The sequence below is a fragment of the Burkholderia sp. Z1 genome, from assembly GCF_014893795.1.
Lineage (GTDB): Bacteria > Pseudomonadota > Gammaproteobacteria > Burkholderiales > Burkholderiaceae > Burkholderia > Burkholderia theae.
In genome coordinates, this window is sequence record NZ_JACFYL010000002.1 from 2,198,139 (window position 1) to 2,216,671 (window position 18,533).

Genomic DNA, 18,533 nt, shown 5'->3' on the forward strand with positions numbered 1-18,533 from the left:
CCGCCGAAACGCGATGCGACGCGTTACGCCGCGGGCGCGGTGCCGATGCGCCGCCATTCGTCGTAGTCGGTGACGAGGCCCGCGTCGTCGATCGCGATATCGGCCGCATACGTGCCGCTTTCGTAGCGATACACGTGACGCGCCGTGCGCGTATAACGCTGCTCGCCGCGCACCAGGTCGAAATCCGGAAAACGCAGCCACGCGGTGCGGATCGCTGCCGAATCGCCGACGGCCAGCGCGAGCCGCCGGATCGGCAGCGTATTGGTCGACGGACTGAAACCGAGATCGATATCGGTCGCGCCCGCGAGCGTCGGTGTATCGACGCCGTCGATCGTCCAGCGCCCTCCTTCGCATGCGATGTCCAGTTGCCGCGGCGGCTGCGTGCCGACCCAGCGGATTACGCGCGCCGAACGCGTGAGCCAGTCGGCGCCGCATGCGATTGCGTAATCGATGCGAAACGGCGTGCCGTCGATCGCACCCGACACCGAACCCGACAGGTCGATTCCCGTACGCGACTCCACGAGCCGGCACCATTCGGCCGACTGCCACGTTTGCACGACCTGCCATGCGACGCATCGCGTGCGCCCGGCTCCGTCCTGTTGCGTCATGTCGCTGTCTCCTGTCAGTCGCGCGGAAGCCGATTTTCGCGCACGAGGCCGCGGAACGCACGCGGCTTCGGCACACCGCATGCCCGCCGGCACCAGCCGGCTTCGAACCGATAGTCAGTATCGGCCCAACCCGCACCGTCAGGCCGACGATGCTTTGGTACCATCGGTCGAGCGGAACACGCTCCGGCACGCATCGTCGTTCGTCGACGACGGTCGTTATCGGCCGGGAACCGGACCAGCAGACACAAGCAGACAACAGGCGCGACTACATGGATTTGTTGGCGACGATGCGCATCTACGTCAGGGTCGTGGAGCGCGGCACGATGTCCGGCGCGGCGCGGGATCTCGACATGGGCCAGCCGGCCGTCAGCGAGCGCATCGAACGACTCGAAAAACATCTCGGCACGCGGCTGCTGCTGCGCAGTGCGCGCACGCTGACCTGCACGGAAGAAGGCCGCATCTTCTACGAGCGCAGCAAGGCGCTGCTCGACGCGGCCGAGGTGGCGGTCGCGTCGGTATCGAAGACGGAACACGCGCTCGACGGCACGATCCGGCTCGCGGCGCCGCAATGCTTCGGCGAGGTCGTGCTGCCGCGCGTGCTGATGCAGGTCCGCACCGCGTATCCGGAATTGCACATCGACCTCGTACTGAACGACGACATCGTCGATCCGGTCACCGAAGGCGTCGACATTTCAATCCGGGTCGGCCAGCTCAACGACGGCGGGTTCGTCGCGCACGCGCTCGGCGAGGTCGCCCGCGTACTCGTCGCCGCGCCGTCGTATCTCGACCGGCACGGCCCGCTCGACACGCCGGCCGATCTCGCGGCCCATCCGTTCATTCGCGTGAAAGGGGTCTTCGCCAACGAGCAGTTGCCGCTGCAACGAGACGGCGGCGCGGTCCAGCACGCGCGGATCCGCACGGTCATGACCACGAGCCACTGGCGCCCGATGTTCGACACGATCGTGGCCGGCGGCGGCATCGGCGTGGTGCAGCACCCGGCCTGCGCCGACGCGCTCGCGCGCGGCGAACTCGTCCGGCTCCTGCCGCAGTACGCGATCCCCGATTTCGCACTCAATGCGCTCGTGCATGCGCAGCGGCCGCTGCCGCCGCGCGTGCGGGCCGTCGTCGATCTGCTGAAGCAGGCAATCCCGCCGCTGCTGACGCAGCGCCACCGCTAACGACGACAGCCACCGGCAGTCATCGATGGCCGCCCGCCGTCACGCCTGCAGCGACTTCCCTGGCTCCTTCACGTGCGCGTCGACTTCCATCTGGTAGAAGCGCGCGCTGACGAAACCGAACAGCGTCCAGCCGAGGAACACGCACAGGCCGCCGAGCATCAGCGCCTGCTCGCCCGAACTGAACAGCGCATAGAAGCTGTACGCGGTGGCCACCATCGCGATCGCGTTCGTCAGCAGCGCCTTGGCCGGCGGCACCTTCGCGACCTTCTGGATCGTGATCAGCGCGGCCATCGACATCACGTAGGGCACGAGGTTCGTCACGACCGCGAGATCGACGATCTTCTGGAACTGGCTGCTCAATTCCGGGCTGATCGTCATCAGCGCCAGCGCGACCTGCGCGACGAGCAGGATCACCATGCCGACGATCGGCGTGCCCGTGCGCGTCGCGCGTGCGAACACCGGCAGGAAGTAACCGACGTCCGCCGAGCTCTTGAACACCTGCGCGACCGTGAACTGCCAGCCGAGCAGCGAGCCGATGCACGCGATCACCATCAGCGCGGTGACGATCGTGCCGACCGTCGGTGTGAACATCGTCGCGAACGCAATGCCGAACGGCGCGTTCGATGCCGCGAGAATCGCGTTGGGCACGATCCCCGCGATCACGTTGGTCGACACGATGTAGAAGATCGCCGACGCGACCGTGCCGCCGAGCACCGCGATCGGCACGTTGCGCTCCGGGTTCTCCACCGCGTCCGAGTTCGCGCACGCCGATTCGAGCCCGAGGAACGCCCACAGCGTCACCGCGATCGAGCCGCCGACGGCCGGCCCGAACGGCAGGTTGTGCGGATTCCACGCGGCGCCCCAGGTCGCACCGCTGAACCAGAACCAGCCGATCAGCGACACGATGACGACCGGAATGATCACGCCCCACACCGTCACCGCGCCGATCCGGCCGGTGATGCGCGAGCCGCCGAAGTTCGCGACCGTCGTGAGCACGAGCAGGAAGATGGTCCACAGGCCAGTCTGCAGCGGCGTCAGCGTCGCGTCGAACAGCACGGTGCCGTAGCCGACCGCCGTGACGCCGATCGCGACGTTGGCGATCACGAGCGACAGCCCGTACGTGTAGTTCGCCATGTAGTTGCCGGCCTTGCCGAACGCGTATTCCGCGTAGCCGCCCATCCCGCCCGGCTTGCGGCTCAGCATCCCGCAGCGCGCGAACGCATAGGCCAGCGCGAGCGAGCCGCCGGCCGTGACGATCCACGACAGCAACGAGATCGTGCCGACCTGCGCGAGTTTCGACGGCAGCAGGATGATGCCGGAGCCCATCATGTTGACTGCCGTCAGGATGGTCAGCTGCCAGACATTCATCCGGTTCTTCGGCGCGGCCGCCGGGGCCGCGTCGGTCATGCGCGCTGCGTTTTCCATGATGTCGATCCTTCGATGTGAGGCCGCCGCGCGGCCGGTCGCTCGTTCGCCCGGTCAGGCACTCAGGCAGTACACGCGGTACGTGCCGTCCTCGACTTCCACGCCGTGCGTGTCGTGCGCGAAGCCCGGGAAGCGCCGGTCGTACGCTTCGAGCGCCTTCAGGTAACCGAGCACCGGGCCGCCGGCCGGCCCCGCGTTCTCGCCCGGCATCAGCAGCGGAATGCCCGGCGGATACGGCACGACGCCGGTGGCGACCGTGCGCCCGGCCAGTTCATCGAGCGTGACCTGCTCGACGCGGCCCTGCACGAGATGCTCGTACGCGCGTACCGGGCTCATCTCCGGCGTCGGCAGGATCGAGAACGCCTCCGACATCAGCCGCGTCGTGCCGAGCTGCTCCATCGCCGCGAACATCGTGTCGGCCAGGTCCTTCAGCCCCATGCCCGCATAACGCGAACCATGCTCCTTCGCGAGCGACGGAATCGCGAGGTCGAGCGGCAGGTTCGCGTCGTAGTCGCGCTTGAAGTCGCACAGCGCGCTGACGAGCGAGCCCCACTTGCCCTTCGTGATGCCGATCGAGAACAGGAACAGGATCGTGAAATCGGTCGTCTTCTCGACGACGATCCCGCGCGCATCGAGATACGCGGTCACGACGCTCGCCGGGATGCCGACCGGCATCAGGCCGCCGGCCGGCGCGACGCCCGGCGTGACGATCGACACCTTGATCGGATCGAGCATGCAGTAGCCATCCTCGATATTGCCGAAGCCGTGCCATTGCGCGCCCGGGCGCAGCACCCAGCACGACGGGTCGCTCGCGAGCAGCTCGGGCGGTGCATCATGGAACGGCAGCGTGCGGCCCGTGCGCGCCTCGAGTACGGTGTCGGGCTGCCAGCATTCGAAGAACCAGTCGCCCTTCGCCGCGTACTCGGCACTCATCCGCGCGATCATCTGCCGGAACGCGACGGCCTCCTCGATCGACTCGTGCGTCAGCGTTTCGCCGCCGGGGCCGTCCATCATCGCGGCCGCGACGTCGTTCGACGCGATGATCGCGTAGTTCGGCGACGTCGACGCGTGCATCATGAATGTTTCGTTGAACTGGCCATGCGGAATCGGGTTGCGGCCGTCGCGCACATGGATGTACGACGCCTGCGACAGCGCGGTCAGCAGCTTGTGCGTCGACTGCGTCGCGAACACCGTGGGCCGGTCCGCATGATGGTCGCGCGGGTCGCCGTGCATCGCATGGCGGTCGCGGTAGATCGGATTGAAACGCGCGTAGCCGTACCAGGCTTCGTCGAAATGCAGGCGATCGACGCTCGCGCCGAGCAGCTCCTCGACACGCGCGACGTTGTAGCACAGGCCGTCGTAAGTCGAGTTCGTGACGATCGCGTGCTTCGGCTGGCGATCGGCGAGCCCGACCGTGAGCGGGTTCGATGCGATCGCCTCGCGGATTGCCGCCTGCGTGAGGCGCTCGGACGCGATCGGCCCGATGATCCCGTAGCGGTTGCGGGTCGGCACGAGGTAGGTCGGGATCGCGCCCGACATCGTCATCGCATGCTCGGCCGACTTGTGGCAATTGCGATCGCACAGCGCGATCTGGTCGCGGCTCACGCTCGCCATCAGGATGATGCGGTTCGACGTCGACGAGCCGTTCGTCACGTGATACGTGCGGTGCGCGCCGAACACGCGCGCCGCGTAGCGCTCGCTTTCGCCGATCGGGCCCGAGTGGTCGAGCAGCGAGCCGAGCTCGCCGACCGAGATCGACAGGTCGGAGCGGAACAGCGCTTCGCCGAAGTATTCGAAGAACGCGCGGCCGACCGGCGACTTCAAAAAGCCGGTGCCGCCCGTGTGGCCAGGCGTATGCCACGAGTATTCGTAGACGCGCGAGAACTTCGCGAGCGCGCCGAACATCGGCGGCAGCACGGTTGCGCGATAGCGTTCGATCGCCGCATGGATGCGCCCGCCGATGAAGTCGGCCGTATCCTCGAGCAGCCACACGAAATCGTCGACCTTGCCCATCACCGTGGCCGGCACCGTCGATGCGACGCTGCGGTCGGCCAGCAGGAAGATCGGCACGTTGGCATTGCGCTGCCGGATCGCGTCGACCACGGCCTCGGACGGCCCGTGGCCGTCCACGCCGAGATCCCAGTCGAGCAGCACGCACTGGATCGACGGATCGGAACGGATCGATACGATCGCATCGTCGGCGGAGGTCGCCGTGAGCACGTCGATGTCACGTTGCACGAGCTCCGCGCTCAGCGTGCGGACCGCGCGCCCGGTTGCCGTTTCCTGCGTGATCTCGTCGTCGACCAGCAGCGCACGCATGCCGAGACGACGGATGCCACCGACGGACGTATTCATGATGTTGCCCTCGTTGTTCCGTTGCTTCGTTGGGGTTGTTCGTCTCGCGAGCACCCGGACGCAGGCCACGGGCAGCGACATGAGACGCTCGCAATTCCGGTTTGATTCGCCATCCAATTCGCTGCCGACTATGCCATAGACGACTTTCAATGAAAAGCCGACGATTCGGCGAAAACGTCGGTCGCTTTCAAATCGGATTTCATGATTTGATCATTTTCATGTGCGCCGCAGCATTTAAATTTGAGATAACTTGATCATTCTCACCCTGCAATAACATTGTCATTTCCGCTCGATTGAACTCGCCGGGTTTTGTTGCTAGGATCGGCTGCGCCGTGCGCTGACCGGTGGCGGCTGCACCCCGCCGCGCAAGGCCAGCTGGCGCGGAGCGCATTCGGCATTCAGCATTCGCGGGAGCATTTGAATCGGCTGCGGCGCATGCCGGATTACGCATGGATTGCGTACCGGCACGAATGCCGCGCCCGCTTCCGCACATTTTCGGGAGAATTCGCGTGAGCCTGTTGAAAATCGCAGTCGAGCCGGCGCTGATTGGCGCCTTCCTCACCACGCACGAACAGGTCGACGTATTCCAGACCGATTTCACGAATATCGCGGCAATCGTCGTCGGAATCGATGCGGCGCAGAAAGTCCAGAAAACCGTTGAAAGAACCGGCTTCGCGATTCCGTTCTTCGTCGCGGTCGAGCCCGACCAGGAAGTGCCGCCGTCGATCCTGCCGGGCGCGAGCGGCGTGATCCAGCTCGGGCACGGCGGCCGTCACTACTACGGCCGGCAGATCTCCGCCGCCGCCGACATCTACAGCGAGAACCTGCTGCCGCCGTTCTTCAAGGTCATGCGCGACTACGTGCAGCGCGGCTACGTCGAGTTCGACTGCCCCGGCCACCAGGGCGGCCAGTTCTTCTCGAATCACCCGCTCGGCCGGATGTTCTTCGACTTCTTCGGCGAGACGATCTTTCGCGCCGACCTCTGCAACGCGGACGTCCGGCTCGGCGACCTGCTGATCCACGAAGGCCCCGCGCTGGAAGCGCAGCGCAACGCCGCGCGGATCTACAACGCGGACAAGACCTACTTCGTGCTGAACGGCACGTCGACGTCGAACAAGGTCGTCACGAGCGCCTTGCTCGCGCCCGGCGATCTCGTGCTGTTCGACCGCAACAACCACAAGTCGGTGCACCTCGGGGCGCTCGTGCTGTCCGGCGCGCGGCCGGTCTACCTCGAAACCGCGCGCAACGCGTGGGGCCTCATCGGCGGCGTCGACAACGCGGCACTCGACGAAGCGCGCATCCGCGACGCGATCCGCGACGTCGCACCCGAGCGCGCCGACCTGCCGCGCCCGTTCCGGCTCGCGGTGATCCAGCTCGGCACCTACGACGGCACGATCTACAACGCGCGCGAGATCGTCGACCGGATCGGGCATCTGTGCGACTACATCCTGTTCGATTCGGCGTGGGTCGGCTACGAGCAGTTCATCCCGATGATGCAGGACTGCTCGCCGCTGATGCTGACGCTCGGCCCCGACGATCCCGGCATCCTCGTCACGCAGTCGGTGCACAAGCAGCAGGCCGGTTTCTCGCAGACGTCGCAGATCCACAAGAAGGACAGCCACATCGAAGGCCAGAAGCGTTACTGCGATCACCGGCGCTTCAACAACGCGTACATGATCCATGCGTCGACGAGCCCGTTCTACCCGATGTTCGCGGCGCTCGACGTCAACGCGCAGATGCACGCGGGCCCGGCCGGCAAGCGCCTGTGGCGCGACTGCGTCGCGCACGGCGTCGATGCGCGCAAGCTGCTGCTGAAGACCTGCCGGCAGATCCGTCCGTTCATTCCGCAGCATGTCGACGGCCGCCCGTGGGCCGACTACCCGACCGAGCAGATCGTCGACGACCTGCGCTTCTTCCGCTTCCATCCGGCCGACAGCTGGCACGGTTTCGAAGGTTATGCGGACAACCAGTATTTCGTCGATCCGTGCAAGCTGCTGCTGACGACACCGGGCATCGATCGCGACACGCACGAGTACGCGCCGTTCGGCGCGCCGGCGCCGATCCTCGCGCGCTACCTGCGCGAGCACGGCGTCGTGCCCGAGAAGGCCGACCTGTACACGATCCTGTTCCTGCTCACGCCGTCGGAGAGCTTCGGCAAGCTGCAGCATCTGGTCGCGCACCTCGCGCAGTTCGAACGCCATCTCGACCAGGACACGCCGCTGCGCGAAGCGATTCCGTCGCTGTGCGAAGCGTATCCGGAGCTGTACGGCACCATGCGCCTGCGGCAGTTGTGCCAGCGGATGCACGATTTCTACCGCAGCCACGACATGAAGCACCTGCAGAAGCAGATGTTCCGGCGCGCGCAGTTCCCGAAGCAGGCGATGCTGCCTCAAGCCGCGAATACCGAGCTGATCCGCAACAACGTCGAGCTCGTCACGCTCGATCGCATCGAAGGCCGGATCGCGACCGAAGGTGCGCTGCCCTATCCGCCCGGCATCTTCTGCGTGGTGCCCGGCGAAGCGTGGGGCGGCCCGGCGCTCGACTACTTCCGCGCGCTCGAAGCCGGGATCAACGCGCTGCCGGGCTTCGAACCGGAGATCCAGGGCGTCTACCTGCAAACGAAGCCGGATGGTACGAAGCAGGCATCGGCGTACGTGGTGGCGGCCGGCGCCGACGCATCGCGCGCCTGATCGCGCACGGCGTGTATCATCGCCGCCATCATGCCCATCCGCCCCCTTCGTCCGCTCCTGCTCGCCGCGGCACTCGCCGTCTCCGTCGCCGCGCATGCGCAGCAGGTCGGCGTGATTGCCGACGGCGTCTACTACACGCCGAACACGCACCTCGCGGCGGGCACGTCGCTGCAAATACTGCCGGACGACGACAAGGGCATCCCGCGCTGCTGCGCGACGATCACCGGGCCTGCCGGCAAGCCCGGCAACCAGATTCTCGACGCGCTGCACGACGACCGCACGATCGCCGCGTATGCGCTGTCGCGGCCGAAATCGGTCGCGGCGGACACGCGCGGCTTCGGCGTGGTCGGCACCGCGCGCTTCGTGCGCCAGGGCGCCCGCCCGGAAGCCGTGCTCGACGGCGGGCTGCAGCTCGCGTTCTCGACCTGCACGTCGGTGGAAGGCACGCATTACCTCGGGCGCAAGGTCGGCGCCAACAAGTTGCTCGTGCACCTGTATCAGTACTTCGACGGCGAGCTCGAGCCGACCTGCAAGGATCGCGACCTGAAATAACGGCACCCGGCCGGCGGCATCGCGCCGCGGCCGGTCGACCATTCACGCCGGCCGCATCACCACGCGTGCCGATAGATCGCCAGTGCGTCGGCCTCCGTCACCTCACGCGGATTGTTCACGAGCAGGCGCGTCTGCAGCATCGCGTCCGACGCCATCCTCGGCAGGTCGCCCTCCCCGATCCCGACCTCGCGCAGCGTGCGTGGGATGCCCGTCGCGACGATCAGCCGGTCGATCTCGTCGATCAGCGCATGCGTCCTCGCTTCGTCGCTGCCCGTCGCCTGCGGCGCGACGATCGCCGCGAGTTCCGCATAAAGCGGCGCGGCGGCCGGCGCGTTGAAGCGCAGCACGTGCGGCAGCACGAGCGCATTCGACAGCCCGTGCGGCACGTGGAAGATCCCGCCGACCGGGTAGGCCAGCGCATGCACGGCCGCGACCGGCGCGTTCGCGAACGCCTGCCCCGCGAACATCGCGCCGACCAGCATCGCCTCGCGCGCGGGCCGGTTGCTGCCGTCGTCGCATGCCGCGAGCAGGTTGCGCGACAGCAGCGTCAGCGCGTGCACGGCCAGCATGTCGGATACCGGATTCTTCAGCCGCGCGGATGTATAGGCTTCGATCGCATGCACCATCGCGTCGATGCCCGTCGCGGCCGTCGCCGCGCGCGGCAGGCCGAGCGTCAGCTCGGCGTCGAGGATCGCGACATCCGCGAACAGGTGCGGCGACACGACGCCCATCTTGCGCGCCTCGCCGACCGTGACGATCGACACGGCCGTGACCTCCGAACCCGTGCCGGCCGTCGTCGGCATCTGCACGAGCGGCAGCCGCGCGCTCGCGACCTTGTCGACGCCGTACATGTCGGTCAGCGCCTGCCGCCCCGGCGCGAGCACCGCGATCAGTTTTGCGACGTCCATCGACGAACCGCCGCCCAGGCCGAGCACGAGCTCGGCATCGGCCGCGACGGCCCGCTCGGTCGCTTCGAGCACCACGTGCTCGGGCGGATCGGCGATCACGTCGTCGATCACGGTCACCTGCCAGCCGTGCGCGGCGAGGCTCGCCAGCGCGGGCGCGAGCACCCCGCTGCGATGCAGGAACGCATCGGTGACGACGCACAGCCGCGCGAGCGCCGGAAAACGTTCGCGCAACAACGCGCCGAGCCGGCGCGCGGCGCCGAATTCGACGATCTGCGTCGGAACGGTACGGAATTGAAACGGATTCATCGGGTGCCTCCCGGTGGCGTCGCCGTGACGGTGTCCGGCTGCACCATGTAGCGCGACACGTCGCGGCGATCGAGCAACGGCATGATCGCCCGGATCGCGATTCACTGGAAGTGCGGCGTTTCCCGATGCATGCCCGATGCACCGCTTACCACGGCACCGTCCGCCCCAGATAGTCGAGATACTCGAGCCCGGGGCGCTCCCGCTTCGCGATCAGCACGTCGACGAGGCTCGGCACGCTCTCGTCGATGGTCAGCCGCGCATCGGGCCCGCCCAGCTCCGTGCGGACCCAGCCGGGCGCCATCAGCGCCAGCGCGCGCGGCGTGCCGGCCTGGCGCGCCGCGAAGCTGCGCATGAACTGGTTCAGCGCGGCCTTGCTGCCGCGATAGACCTCGCGCATCCCGTTGACGTTGTTCGCGACGCTGCCCTGCCCCGACGACATCGCGCCGATCAGGCCGTCCGCGGTCACGAGATCCTGCAGCGCCTCGATCACGCGCATCGGCGCAAGCGCATTCGTGATCATCACGCGCACGAATTCGTCGGTCGTCACTTCGCCGATCGTTTCGTTGGGATCGTTGGTCGTCCCCGCGTTCACGAACAGCAGGTCGAAGCGCCGGCCCGACAGGCGCTCGCGCAGCGCGGCCAGTTGCACCGGCTCGCAGATGTCGAGCGTCTCGATCTCGAGCCGGCCGTCGAACCGGTCCGCGAGATCGTGCAGCTTCGTGCGACCCGATCCTTCGCGCACGGTCCCCGTGACGTTCCAGCCCTTGTCGAGAAATGCCTCCGCCATCGCGAGCCCGAGGCCGCGCGACGCCGCAACGAGCAGGATCGCGGGTGCGTTCCGGTTTGATTCAGTCGATTGCATGGTTTCCGCCTTTGCCGGGTTGCATGATGCGCCCACTATAGGCGCGCACCAAACCATGCGCCAGACGCACCGGATGCAATCGATAGTTGCATCAGACGCCATGCCAGATCGAGCAATGGCGTATCCTGTCCGCATGGAAGACATCGACCTGAACCTCGTCACCGCGCTCGACGTGCTGCTGTCCGAAGGCAGCGTGACCGGCGCCGCGCGCCGGCTTGGCCTGAGCACGTCCGCGATGAGCCGCACGCTCACGCGGCTGCGGCTTTCCACCGGCGATCAACTGCTCGTGCGCGCCGGGCGCAAGCTCGTGCCGACGCCGCACGCGGCCGCATTGCGCGACCGCGTACATGCGATCGCGAGCGACGCGCGCGCCGTGCTGCGGCCGGCGACGGCCGACGTGGACCTGGCGACGCTCGCCGCCACGTTCACCATTCGCGCGGCGGCGTCGTTCATGGAAATGCTGTCCGGCCCGGTGGTCGCCGCGATCGGCGAAGTCGCGCCGCACGTGCGCATCCGCTTCGTGCCCAAACCCGATCGCGATCCGCAAGCGCTGCGCGACGGCACCGTCGATCTGGAAATCGGCAAGCGCGGCGACGACGCGCCCGAGCTGCACACGCGCATGCTCGGTCACGACTGGCACGTCGCGGTGGCGCGCGCCGGACATCCGCTGTTCGCGTCGGCCCGGATCACGCCCGCGCGCTTTGCGGCCTGCCGTCAAGTGATCGCATCGCAGCTCGGCGATTTCAGCGGACCGGCCGACGAGTCGGCGAACCGGTCCGGCTCGGACCAGACCGTGCGCGTGGTCGTCCCCAGCTACCCCGATGCGATGCGCGTCGCGGCCAGCACCGACCTGATCGCGCTCGTGCCGCGCTCGTGCCTCGGCAACGCGTTCTCGCCGGGGCTCGTCGAAATCCTCGGGCTGCGTAGCTTCGAGATCCCGGTCCGCCTGCCCGCGATCCTCGTCTCCGCGCTGTGGCACCCGCGCATGCACGGCGACCCCGTGCATCGCCGCCTGCGCGACACGGTCATTGCCGTGTGCCAGCGCATGTATCCCGATGCCCGCGCACCGCGCACACCGGCGCGCGGCACGAAAACACGCGCGGCCGGCTGACGCCGTGCGACGCGCCCGGTTCAGACCAGCCGGCCGCCGCCGTCGATGTGCAGGATTTCGGCGTTCATGAAGCCGTTGCCCACCAGGAACGCGATCGCGTCCCCGACTTCGTCGGCGCGCCCGACGCGGCCGCCGGGCAGTGCCGCTGCCGCCCCCGCCAGGATCGAATCGCGCGCTTCCGGGCCGAACGCGTCGTACAGCGGCGTCTCGACAAAGCCGGGCGCAACGACATTGACGCGAATCGGTTTCAGTTCCAGCGCGAGCGACTGCGCCAGCGCTTCGACGCCACGCACGGCCGCGGCGATGACGGACGTGCCCTGCGCGGCCGGGCGATCCGCCAGCTGCCCGCCGGTCAGCACGATCGAGCCGGTCGCGGGTATCAGCGGCAACGCGGCCCGGATCGCGTAGACCGGCCCGGCGATACGCTCCTGTATCGCACCGAGCAGATGATCGGGATCGGTCTCGTTCAGCTTGCCGGCGATGAAGCGGCCGGCCGTGACGACCAGGTGATCGACGCGCGTCATCGTGTCGAATACGGCCTGCACCGCGTGCCTGTCCGCGATATCGCCCACCGCGATGCGTGCGCCGCCGATCGCGTGCGCGGCCGCCTCGAGCTTCGCGCGGGTCCGGCCGACCAGCGTGACGGTGGCGCCCCTCGCTTTCGCGGCGGCCGCGGCTGCAAGACCGATTCCGGAACTCCCACCGAATATCACGACGTGCGCGCCGTCCAGTGTCGAAGATTGCGTTGCCTCGTTCATGTCGACTCCTCATCAAGGGTTGAAGGTTCACGAACGTTAAGTCATGCCCAATTTCGCCGGAACATGGGAAACTTGAATAGGGTTCATGCCATAAGGGAATAAGATGGATTCGCTGCGATCCATGCGCGTGTTTGTCCGCGCGATCGAGCTGGGCAATTTTTCGGCGGTCGCTCGCGAGGAAGGCACCGGCCAGCCGACGATCAGCAAGATCATCGCCGCGTTCGAAAAAGAACTGGGCGTCCGCCTGCTCGAACGCTCGACCACCAGCCTCGCGCCGACCGACGAAGGCCGCCGTTTCTACGACCGCTGCAAGCGCGTGCTCGACGAATACGCCAGCGCCGTGGCCGAGGTGCGCGGGCAAACGCTGCGGCCGGTCGGCAAACTGGTCGTCAACGCGCCGCTGGGGCTGGGCGAGCTGAGGCTGAACGCGCTCGTGCTCGAATTCCTCGCCGCGTGGCCGGAGATCGACGTCGAACTGCACCTGACCGATCGCGTGATCGATCTGGTCGAGGAAGGCGTCGATGTCGCCATTCGCCTCGGTCACGTGCTGCCGCCGGATGTCGTCGCGCGACACATCGCGTCGTCGCCGCGCCTGCTGGTGGCCGCGCCGGCGTATGTATCGAAGGCACCCAGGATCCGCCGGCCGGAAGACCTGGCGGCGCACGAGTACGTCGGCTACGCGCGCACGGACATCATCGGAAGCGAACTCGAATTTGCCCGCGGCGACGACAAGGTCGCCGTTCCGGTACGCGGCCGGTATCGTGTGAACAGCTCGATTGCGCTGCGGGAGTGCTTTCTGGCCGGGAACGCGGTAGGCAGCGCGCCGGCGTGGCTCGTCCAGGATCTGATCGACACCGGGCAGCTCGTCCGGCTACTGCCGAAGTGGGACATGGTTCCGCCGCATGCGCTGCACCTCGTGTATGCGTCGCGCCGATATCTGCCGCTGCGGACCCGCACGTTCCTGCAGTTCATGGCGCAGCGGATTCCCGAATTGCCCGGCTTCAGCGCGACCGCGACGATGGCCACGGTCGCATCGCGGCAAACCCGCTGATCGATGGGCGCCGCGGTCGCGGCCGAGCGGGCGCCGATCCGTCGCTGTTTTCGCCATCGGTCGAATCCCGGTTATCGCAGCGCGCCCCGACGGCGGCGGCGGGCCCTTCGGCTAAAATGCCGCACTTTCCACCTTGTCCGGCCCGCTCGCCATGCAACCCGCCTCCTCCGCCCAACCTGCCGCCCACGGCGCCGACGCCGCAGCATCGGCCCGCGACCTCGTCTACGGCCCGAACGACCGGCCGGCGCCGATGGTCGCTTTCGTCGCCGCGCTACAGCACCTGCTGGCGATCATCGTGCCGATCGTCACGCCCGGCCTGCTGATCTGCCAGGCGCTCGGCGTGTCCAGCCGCGATACGACCCTGATCGTGTCGATGTCGCTGGTGATTTCCGGCATCGCCACCTTCGTCCAGTGCAAGCGCTTCGGCCCGCTGGGCGCCGGCCTGCTGATCGTTCAGGGCACCAGCTTCAACTTCGTCGGCCCGCTGATCGCCGGCGGCAGCCTGATGGTCAAGCAGGGCACGCCGGTCGAGACCGTGATGGCCGCGATCTTCGGCGTCGTCATCGCCGGGTCGTTCGTCGAGATGAGCGTGTCGCGCATCCTGCCGTTCGTGAAGCGCCTGATCACGCCGCTCGTCACCGGCATCGTCGTGCTGCTGATCGGCCTCACGCTGATCAAGGTCGGCCTCATCAGCATGGGCGGCGGCTACGGCGCGATGGCCAAGGGCACGTTCGCGAGCGCGGAGAACCTGACGCTGTCGGGCCTCGTGCTCGGCACGATCATCCTGCTGAACCGCGTGCCGATCGTCTGGGTGCGCAGCACCGCGCTCGTCATCGCGCTCGTGATCGGCTACCTCGCGGCTGCTTTCCTCGGCCGCCTCGACTTCACCGGCATGCACCAGGCCGCGCTGTTCCAGGTGCCGACGCCGCTGCACTTCGGCATCGGCTTCTCGTGGTCGCTGTTCGTGCCGATGCTGATCATCTACCTCGTCACGTCGCTCGAAGCGATCGGCGACGTGACGGCCACCAGCAAGATCTCGAACGAACCGGTCGAAGGCCCGGTGTGGATGCAACGAATCAAGGGCGGCGTGCTCGTCAACGGCGCGAACTCGCTGCTGGCCGGCGTGTTCAATACGTTCCCGAGCTCCGTGTTCGCGCAGAACAACGGCGTGATCCAGATCACCGGCGTCGCGAGCCGCCATGTCGGCATCTGGATCGCGGGGATGCTCGTGGTGCTCGGCCTGTTCCCGGTCGTCGCCGGCGTGCTGCAGGCCGTGCCGGAGCCGGTGCTCGGCGGCGCGGCAATGGTGATGTTCGGCGCAGTGGCCGCCTCGGGCATCAACATTCTCGCGGGCGTCCAGCTCGACCGCCGCGCGCTGCTGATCATCGCGGTGTCGCTGGCGCTCGGCCTCGGCGTATCGCAGGTGCCCGACATTCTCAACAGCCTGCCGCACGCACTGAAGAACGTGCTGGAATCGGGCGTCGCGACGGGCGGTATCTGCGCGCTGGTGATGAACTGGTTCCTGCCGGAAAAGAAGTAAGAACCCGATACGTGGCAACCGCGCGGTGTGTCAGGCACCGCGCCGGTCGGCCCGAACGCCGACCGCCGGCGCACCCCGACCGCGCCGGACACCGCGTATCAACGGCAATCCGCGTCGCCCGAAATAAGACAGGCACCCGAAGGACGACGCGCGTATGATGAGCTCATCCGAGCAGTCGTGATCCGTTCGACTGCTCGCCCTCCCTCTTCCCTCTTGCTGCAGCGCGCCCACTGTCGCACGCAGCGCTAAGTCTTTCGTCCCCCCGTCGCGCCACACACGGCGATACAGGCCGGATGCGTTCGCCCTGCGATTCGTCGCGGCCGAACGTTCAGAGTTCAGCAGCTCGTCATGAGCGCGCATCTCTATCGTGGACTCGAATATTGCGCGCTCATTTGCCCCATGCGCCGGCGCAACACGACCGCCCGCATGACGACGACGCAGGCTTCGACACTGTGGTCGAGATCCTGCCTGCGGGCACTGACGACAACACCGCTCGAAATTGGCCCGTGCGGCGGCTTTCGAGTGAAATCGAACGCACTCGCCGTACAAAAAAACCAAGAATCGAACCATAACCGGGAGTCGGAAAATGAGCTGGTACTGCGATGTGGAGCGCGAACTGGCTCACATTAGGGGAGCGATCGGACTGCTCGAGCAAACCCACGACGCCTTCACCAACCGATCGCCAGTGAGCGATCCGGCGTATTGGCGAGTCAAGCTCGACGCACTCCGGACACGATTCGAGCGAAACAAGGTACTCGAATACCAGATCAATGAGCTGTTCGCTCGCCTCGACCGGATCCATGATCCGAACTTCCGCAAATAAGAATCTGCCACACACGTCCGAGCATTCGATGGCGCATCAATTCGGGACCCAACGCATCGTGAATACCGAATTGCAGGCGGTACATCCGCTCGGCGAACGCAGTATCCGCGGCGCCGACCGTCGCGCGAGTCGCCCTGGCCCGGCCTCGCTCGCGAGTCGATCCGTCATCCTTATCGTTTTTCCGGCATGGAGCATCCCGGGAAGCAGCCAAACCGGGACCCCGCCGGACTTCGGAGCACCATCATGATCGATGCCAACCCAAGCAGCACCTTTCGGCACCTGCCACTGACACCCGAACAGGATGCGGAGATCCGGCACTACATCAGGAAGAAGGAGCAACGAGGCGAACCCTGGGACACCCCGGAACTGGCGACGATGCTCAAAGACATGCTCGAGCCGCCTCTCAACGACGACGAGGAGCCGGACGCCGACGTCGAGGAAACCAAGCTGGCCTGCGAGTACGCATTGGCCTCGATCGACGAGGCCATGGAACCTGTTTCCGCGAGCGAGGAACGCACCGCGGCAATGGAGGCCGAGGAGATGAAACACCCCAGGCGGTAGCGCGCCGCCAGGCCCGAAGTTCGAGCCGACGCTGCGCTGCCGTCGTGATCCTGATTGTTTTTGTATCGCCCTTCTGTCTCGTTGCCGCTTGCGAAACGTGGAGCCGATGCGCTGGGTAGGGTGCCGACGCCACATCGCTGCTCACACGTCCTTCAGCACGTGGATGCGATCGCCGATTGCTTCCGATCCGATCGCAGGCACTACCCTGCGTCTCGCCATCCTCGCCGAATCCCCTTTCGAGCCGCCCGCTGCAGCACCGAAGTCGGGCAGACAACTGCCCGGAAGAATTTCAGTGTGCCCAAAGCTGGCCGCGCCGCTCGATCGACGCCACCACGATATTCAACACATGGCGGACGACATCCTCACCCGTCATACCCGCATCGAGGTACTGGCGAACCTTCATGATCCGCGGCTGATGGGTACCGTCGTCATTGTTCATCACGAAAATACTGGCCGTCGCCATATCGGTCATCAGCGCTACCTGAATGGTCTTGCCGCAAACGATCGTTTGCATGCTTAAGGTAGTCATGGCCGGGTCCGGTCTGGTCGTCAGGGCCTCAAGTATGCGCCGCACCGGCCGGGCGAATCCGCCTGTAAACGCCCCTTTTTCAGCCGATTCGCGGGCAATTCGCACACCGGGAGCAGCTTCGACTTATCGGCGCAATCGCGGTGCTGATCGCTCGATCGAACGGTTTCCGCCGATGCCGCCTTGGCTCCGCGATAAACGCTGGTTAGAATCTCGCCAGAGTCCATGCCCCTGAGCCTATGAATTCCCCTCAATCGACCGAAGTACTCGTTAAAGAACGGGCGACGATCGTCTGCTACCGCGATAGCCAGGTGCTGCTCGTCGCGCGCGCGTCGTCGCGCTGGGCGCTGCCCGGCGGCACGATCAAGCGCGGGGAAACGCCGCTCGAAGCCGCACATCGCGAGTTGTGCGAAGAAACCGGCGTCACCGGCCAGCATCTGGTGTACTCGATGCAGTTCACCGGGCTCGCGAAGATCCATCACGTGTTCTTCGCGGAAGTCGGCCCGGACCACACGCCGCAACCGAACAACGAGATCGAGCAATGCCGGTGGTTTCCGATCGACGGCGTCGACGCATTGCGCGCGAGCATCCCGACGAAACGCATCGTCGAGCTCGTCTACAAGCACGAAATCCTCAAGTCGTAGCGCGCACGAAATTCCGTACGGCTCGTGCGTAACGTACGTATCGCGGACGAGCGCATTCATGAGCCGTCGGCCGGCTCGAGTCGTGTTTCGTGGACAGTGACGCGCGAACGCTCAGTGCGAGCGCTTTCTTCGTAACTCGTGCGTGGAATAGACGACGAGGAAGATGCCCAGCATCGCAGCGCCGGACGCCATGAAGTCGTTTGCGGTTCCCGAGCTGTGCAGGGACGTCGGGAAGATGCCGAGACTCAATCCTGCGGCGGCAAGAAGCAATCCAGCAGCCACACCCCAGATCGGTCCGGCGGTCTTTTCGATTTTATTTTTCATACAGCACCCGTCTACAGTCATTACCTGGCCGGTATCGGCAAGAAGCGCCACGCCTACCCCCAGTGATTCCACTATAGCCGGAAAATAATTCGCGAACTTTCAGTAATTTTCCCGATCAAGTTTGCTCGATCGTGGCCGCTTTACAGCGTCGGCCCATGACGCAATTGCACGCCATTCGAAGCGCATTGAATCGCAAGAAGACGGAATGGCGGAAGGCAGCCGGAGTCGAACCGACCCGGGAGTGTCTGACACCCCCAACCGGGTTTGAAGCCCGGCCGTACCACCGGATACGAATGCCTTCCTCGGGGAAA

At 66.4% G+C, this 18,533-nt stretch carries 17 protein-coding genes, 1 tRNA gene and 1 pseudogene; 9 read left to right on the forward strand and 10 right to left on the reverse strand.

Annotation, left to right across the window (positions count from 1 at the left end; all coding sequences use genetic code 11):
- Positions 1 to 23 precede the first annotated feature (23 nt).
- A complete protein-coding gene (locus H3H55_RS26800; protein WP_193100912.1) occupies positions 24 to 608 on the reverse strand; it encodes a putative glycolipid-binding domain-containing protein in 585 nt (194 codons plus the stop codon).
- 269 nt (positions 609 to 877) lie between these two features.
- Between H3H55_RS26800 and H3H55_RS26805 the strand changes: the two genes are divergently transcribed.
- A complete protein-coding gene (locus tag H3H55_RS26805; protein ID WP_193100913.1) occupies positions 878 to 1,786 on the forward strand; it encodes a LysR family transcriptional regulator in 909 nt (302 codons plus the stop codon).
- A 39-nt stretch (positions 1,787 to 1,825) separates the two neighbouring features.
- Here the strand turns inward: H3H55_RS26805 and potE are convergent, their stop codons facing one another.
- Both potE and H3H55_RS26815 read right to left on the reverse strand, forming a co-directional pair.
- Complete coding sequence (gene potE / locus H3H55_RS26810; RefSeq protein WP_129516982.1) at positions 1,826 to 3,211, reverse strand: putrescine-ornithine antiporter; 1,386 nt, start codon at positions 3,209 to 3,211, stop codon at positions 1,826 to 1,828.
- 54 nt (positions 3,212 to 3,265) lie between these two features.
- Positions 3,266 to 5,566 carry an Orn/Lys/Arg decarboxylase N-terminal domain-containing protein gene (locus H3H55_RS26815; protein ID WP_193100914.1) on the reverse strand — a complete coding sequence of 767 codons (2,301 nt, stop codon included), beginning with the start codon at positions 5,564 to 5,566 and terminating at the stop codon, positions 3,266 to 3,268.
- Positions 5,567 to 6,075: 509 nt separating this feature from the next.
- Between H3H55_RS26815 and H3H55_RS26820 the strand changes: the two genes are divergently transcribed.
- Together H3H55_RS26820 and H3H55_RS26825 are read left to right on the forward strand one after the other, a co-directional pair.
- Positions 6,076 to 8,256, forward strand: a complete 2,181-nt coding sequence (locus H3H55_RS26820) for an ornithine decarboxylase (RefSeq protein WP_193100915.1) — start codon at positions 6,076 to 6,078, stop codon at positions 8,254 to 8,256.
- 30 nt (positions 8,257 to 8,286) lie between these two features.
- On the forward strand, positions 8,287 to 8,808 hold the full coding sequence (locus H3H55_RS26825; protein ID WP_193100916.1) for a hypothetical protein: 522 nt from the start codon (positions 8,287 to 8,289) through the stop codon (positions 8,806 to 8,808).
- Between the two features lie 56 nt (positions 8,809 to 8,864).
- On the opposite strand, the gene H3H55_RS26830 is transcribed toward H3H55_RS26825, so the two are convergent.
- From H3H55_RS26830 to H3H55_RS26835, 3 genes and pseudogenes are all read right to left on the reverse strand, one after another.
- On the reverse strand, positions 8,865 to 10,022 hold the full coding sequence (locus H3H55_RS26830) for an iron-containing alcohol dehydrogenase (RefSeq protein ID WP_193100917.1): 1,158 nt from the start codon (positions 10,020 to 10,022) through the stop codon (positions 8,865 to 8,867).
- A pseudogene (locus H3H55_RS37690) lies at positions 10,019 to 10,153 on the reverse strand (antibiotic biosynthesis monooxygenase); the annotation flags it as partial. The pseudogene H3H55_RS37690 and the gene H3H55_RS26830, both read right to left, overlap by 4 nt.
- A 14-nt stretch (positions 10,154 to 10,167) precedes the next feature.
- Positions 10,168 to 10,884, reverse strand: coding sequence for an SDR family oxidoreductase (locus H3H55_RS26835; RefSeq protein ID WP_193100918.1), 717 nt, complete (start codon positions 10,882 to 10,884; stop codon positions 10,168 to 10,170).
- 133 nt (positions 10,885 to 11,017) lie between these two features.
- On the opposite strand from H3H55_RS26835, the gene H3H55_RS26840 reads away from it, so the two are divergent.
- Positions 11,018 to 11,995 (forward strand): LysR family transcriptional regulator, encoded by a 978-nt coding sequence (locus H3H55_RS26840; protein WP_193102169.1) that lies wholly within the window; start codon positions 11,018 to 11,020, stop codon positions 11,993 to 11,995.
- Between the two features lie 20 nt (positions 11,996 to 12,015).
- Here the strand turns inward: H3H55_RS26840 and H3H55_RS26845 are convergent, their stop codons facing one another.
- A complete protein-coding gene (locus H3H55_RS26845; protein ID WP_193100919.1) occupies positions 12,016 to 12,753 on the reverse strand; it encodes an SDR family oxidoreductase in 738 nt (245 codons plus the stop codon).
- A 103-nt stretch (positions 12,754 to 12,856) separates the two neighbouring features.
- On the opposite strand from H3H55_RS26845, the gene H3H55_RS26850 reads away from it, so the two are divergent.
- The 4 genes from H3H55_RS26850 (at position 12,857) to H3H55_RS26865 (ending at position 16,728) form a co-directional block, all read left to right on the forward strand.
- A complete protein-coding gene (locus H3H55_RS26850; RefSeq protein WP_193100920.1) occupies positions 12,857 to 13,804 on the forward strand; it encodes a LysR family transcriptional regulator in 948 nt (315 codons plus the stop codon).
- A gap of 151 nt (positions 13,805 to 13,955) precedes the next feature.
- Entirely contained in the window at positions 13,956 to 15,344 is a 1,389-nt protein-coding gene (locus H3H55_RS26855) for a nucleobase:cation symporter-2 family protein (protein WP_193100921.1), read from the forward strand.
- A gap of 586 nt (positions 15,345 to 15,930) precedes the next feature.
- Positions 15,931 to 16,167: a hypothetical protein gene (locus H3H55_RS26860; RefSeq protein WP_129516971.1), complete on the forward strand. Its 237-nt coding sequence runs from the start codon at positions 15,931 to 15,933 to the stop codon at positions 16,165 to 16,167.
- Between the two features lie 243 nt (positions 16,168 to 16,410).
- On the forward strand, positions 16,411 to 16,728 hold the full coding sequence (locus H3H55_RS26865) for a hypothetical protein (protein WP_129516970.1): 318 nt from the start codon (positions 16,411 to 16,413) through the stop codon (positions 16,726 to 16,728).
- A gap of 289 nt (positions 16,729 to 17,017) precedes the next feature.
- On the opposite strand, the gene H3H55_RS26870 is transcribed toward H3H55_RS26865, so the two are convergent.
- Positions 17,018 to 17,257: a hypothetical protein gene (locus H3H55_RS26870; RefSeq protein WP_193100922.1), complete on the reverse strand. Its 240-nt coding sequence runs from the start codon at positions 17,255 to 17,257 to the stop codon at positions 17,018 to 17,020.
- A 236-nt stretch (positions 17,258 to 17,493) separates the two neighbouring features.
- Between H3H55_RS26870 and H3H55_RS26875 the strand changes: the two genes are divergently transcribed.
- Positions 17,494 to 17,898, forward strand: coding sequence for an NUDIX hydrolase (locus H3H55_RS26875; RefSeq protein WP_129516968.1), 405 nt, complete (start codon positions 17,494 to 17,496; stop codon positions 17,896 to 17,898).
- Between the two features lie 111 nt (positions 17,899 to 18,009).
- Here the strand turns inward: H3H55_RS26875 and H3H55_RS26880 are convergent, their stop codons facing one another.
- Both H3H55_RS26880 and H3H55_RS26885 read right to left on the reverse strand, forming a co-directional pair.
- On the reverse strand, positions 18,010 to 18,222 hold the full coding sequence (locus H3H55_RS26880; protein ID WP_129516967.1) for a hypothetical protein: 213 nt from the start codon (positions 18,220 to 18,222) through the stop codon (positions 18,010 to 18,012).
- 206 nt (positions 18,223 to 18,428) lie between these two features.
- Positions 18,429 to 18,524: transfer RNA gene (locus tag H3H55_RS26885), tRNA-Sec, on the reverse strand.
- Positions 18,525 to 18,533 lie beyond the last annotated feature (9 nt).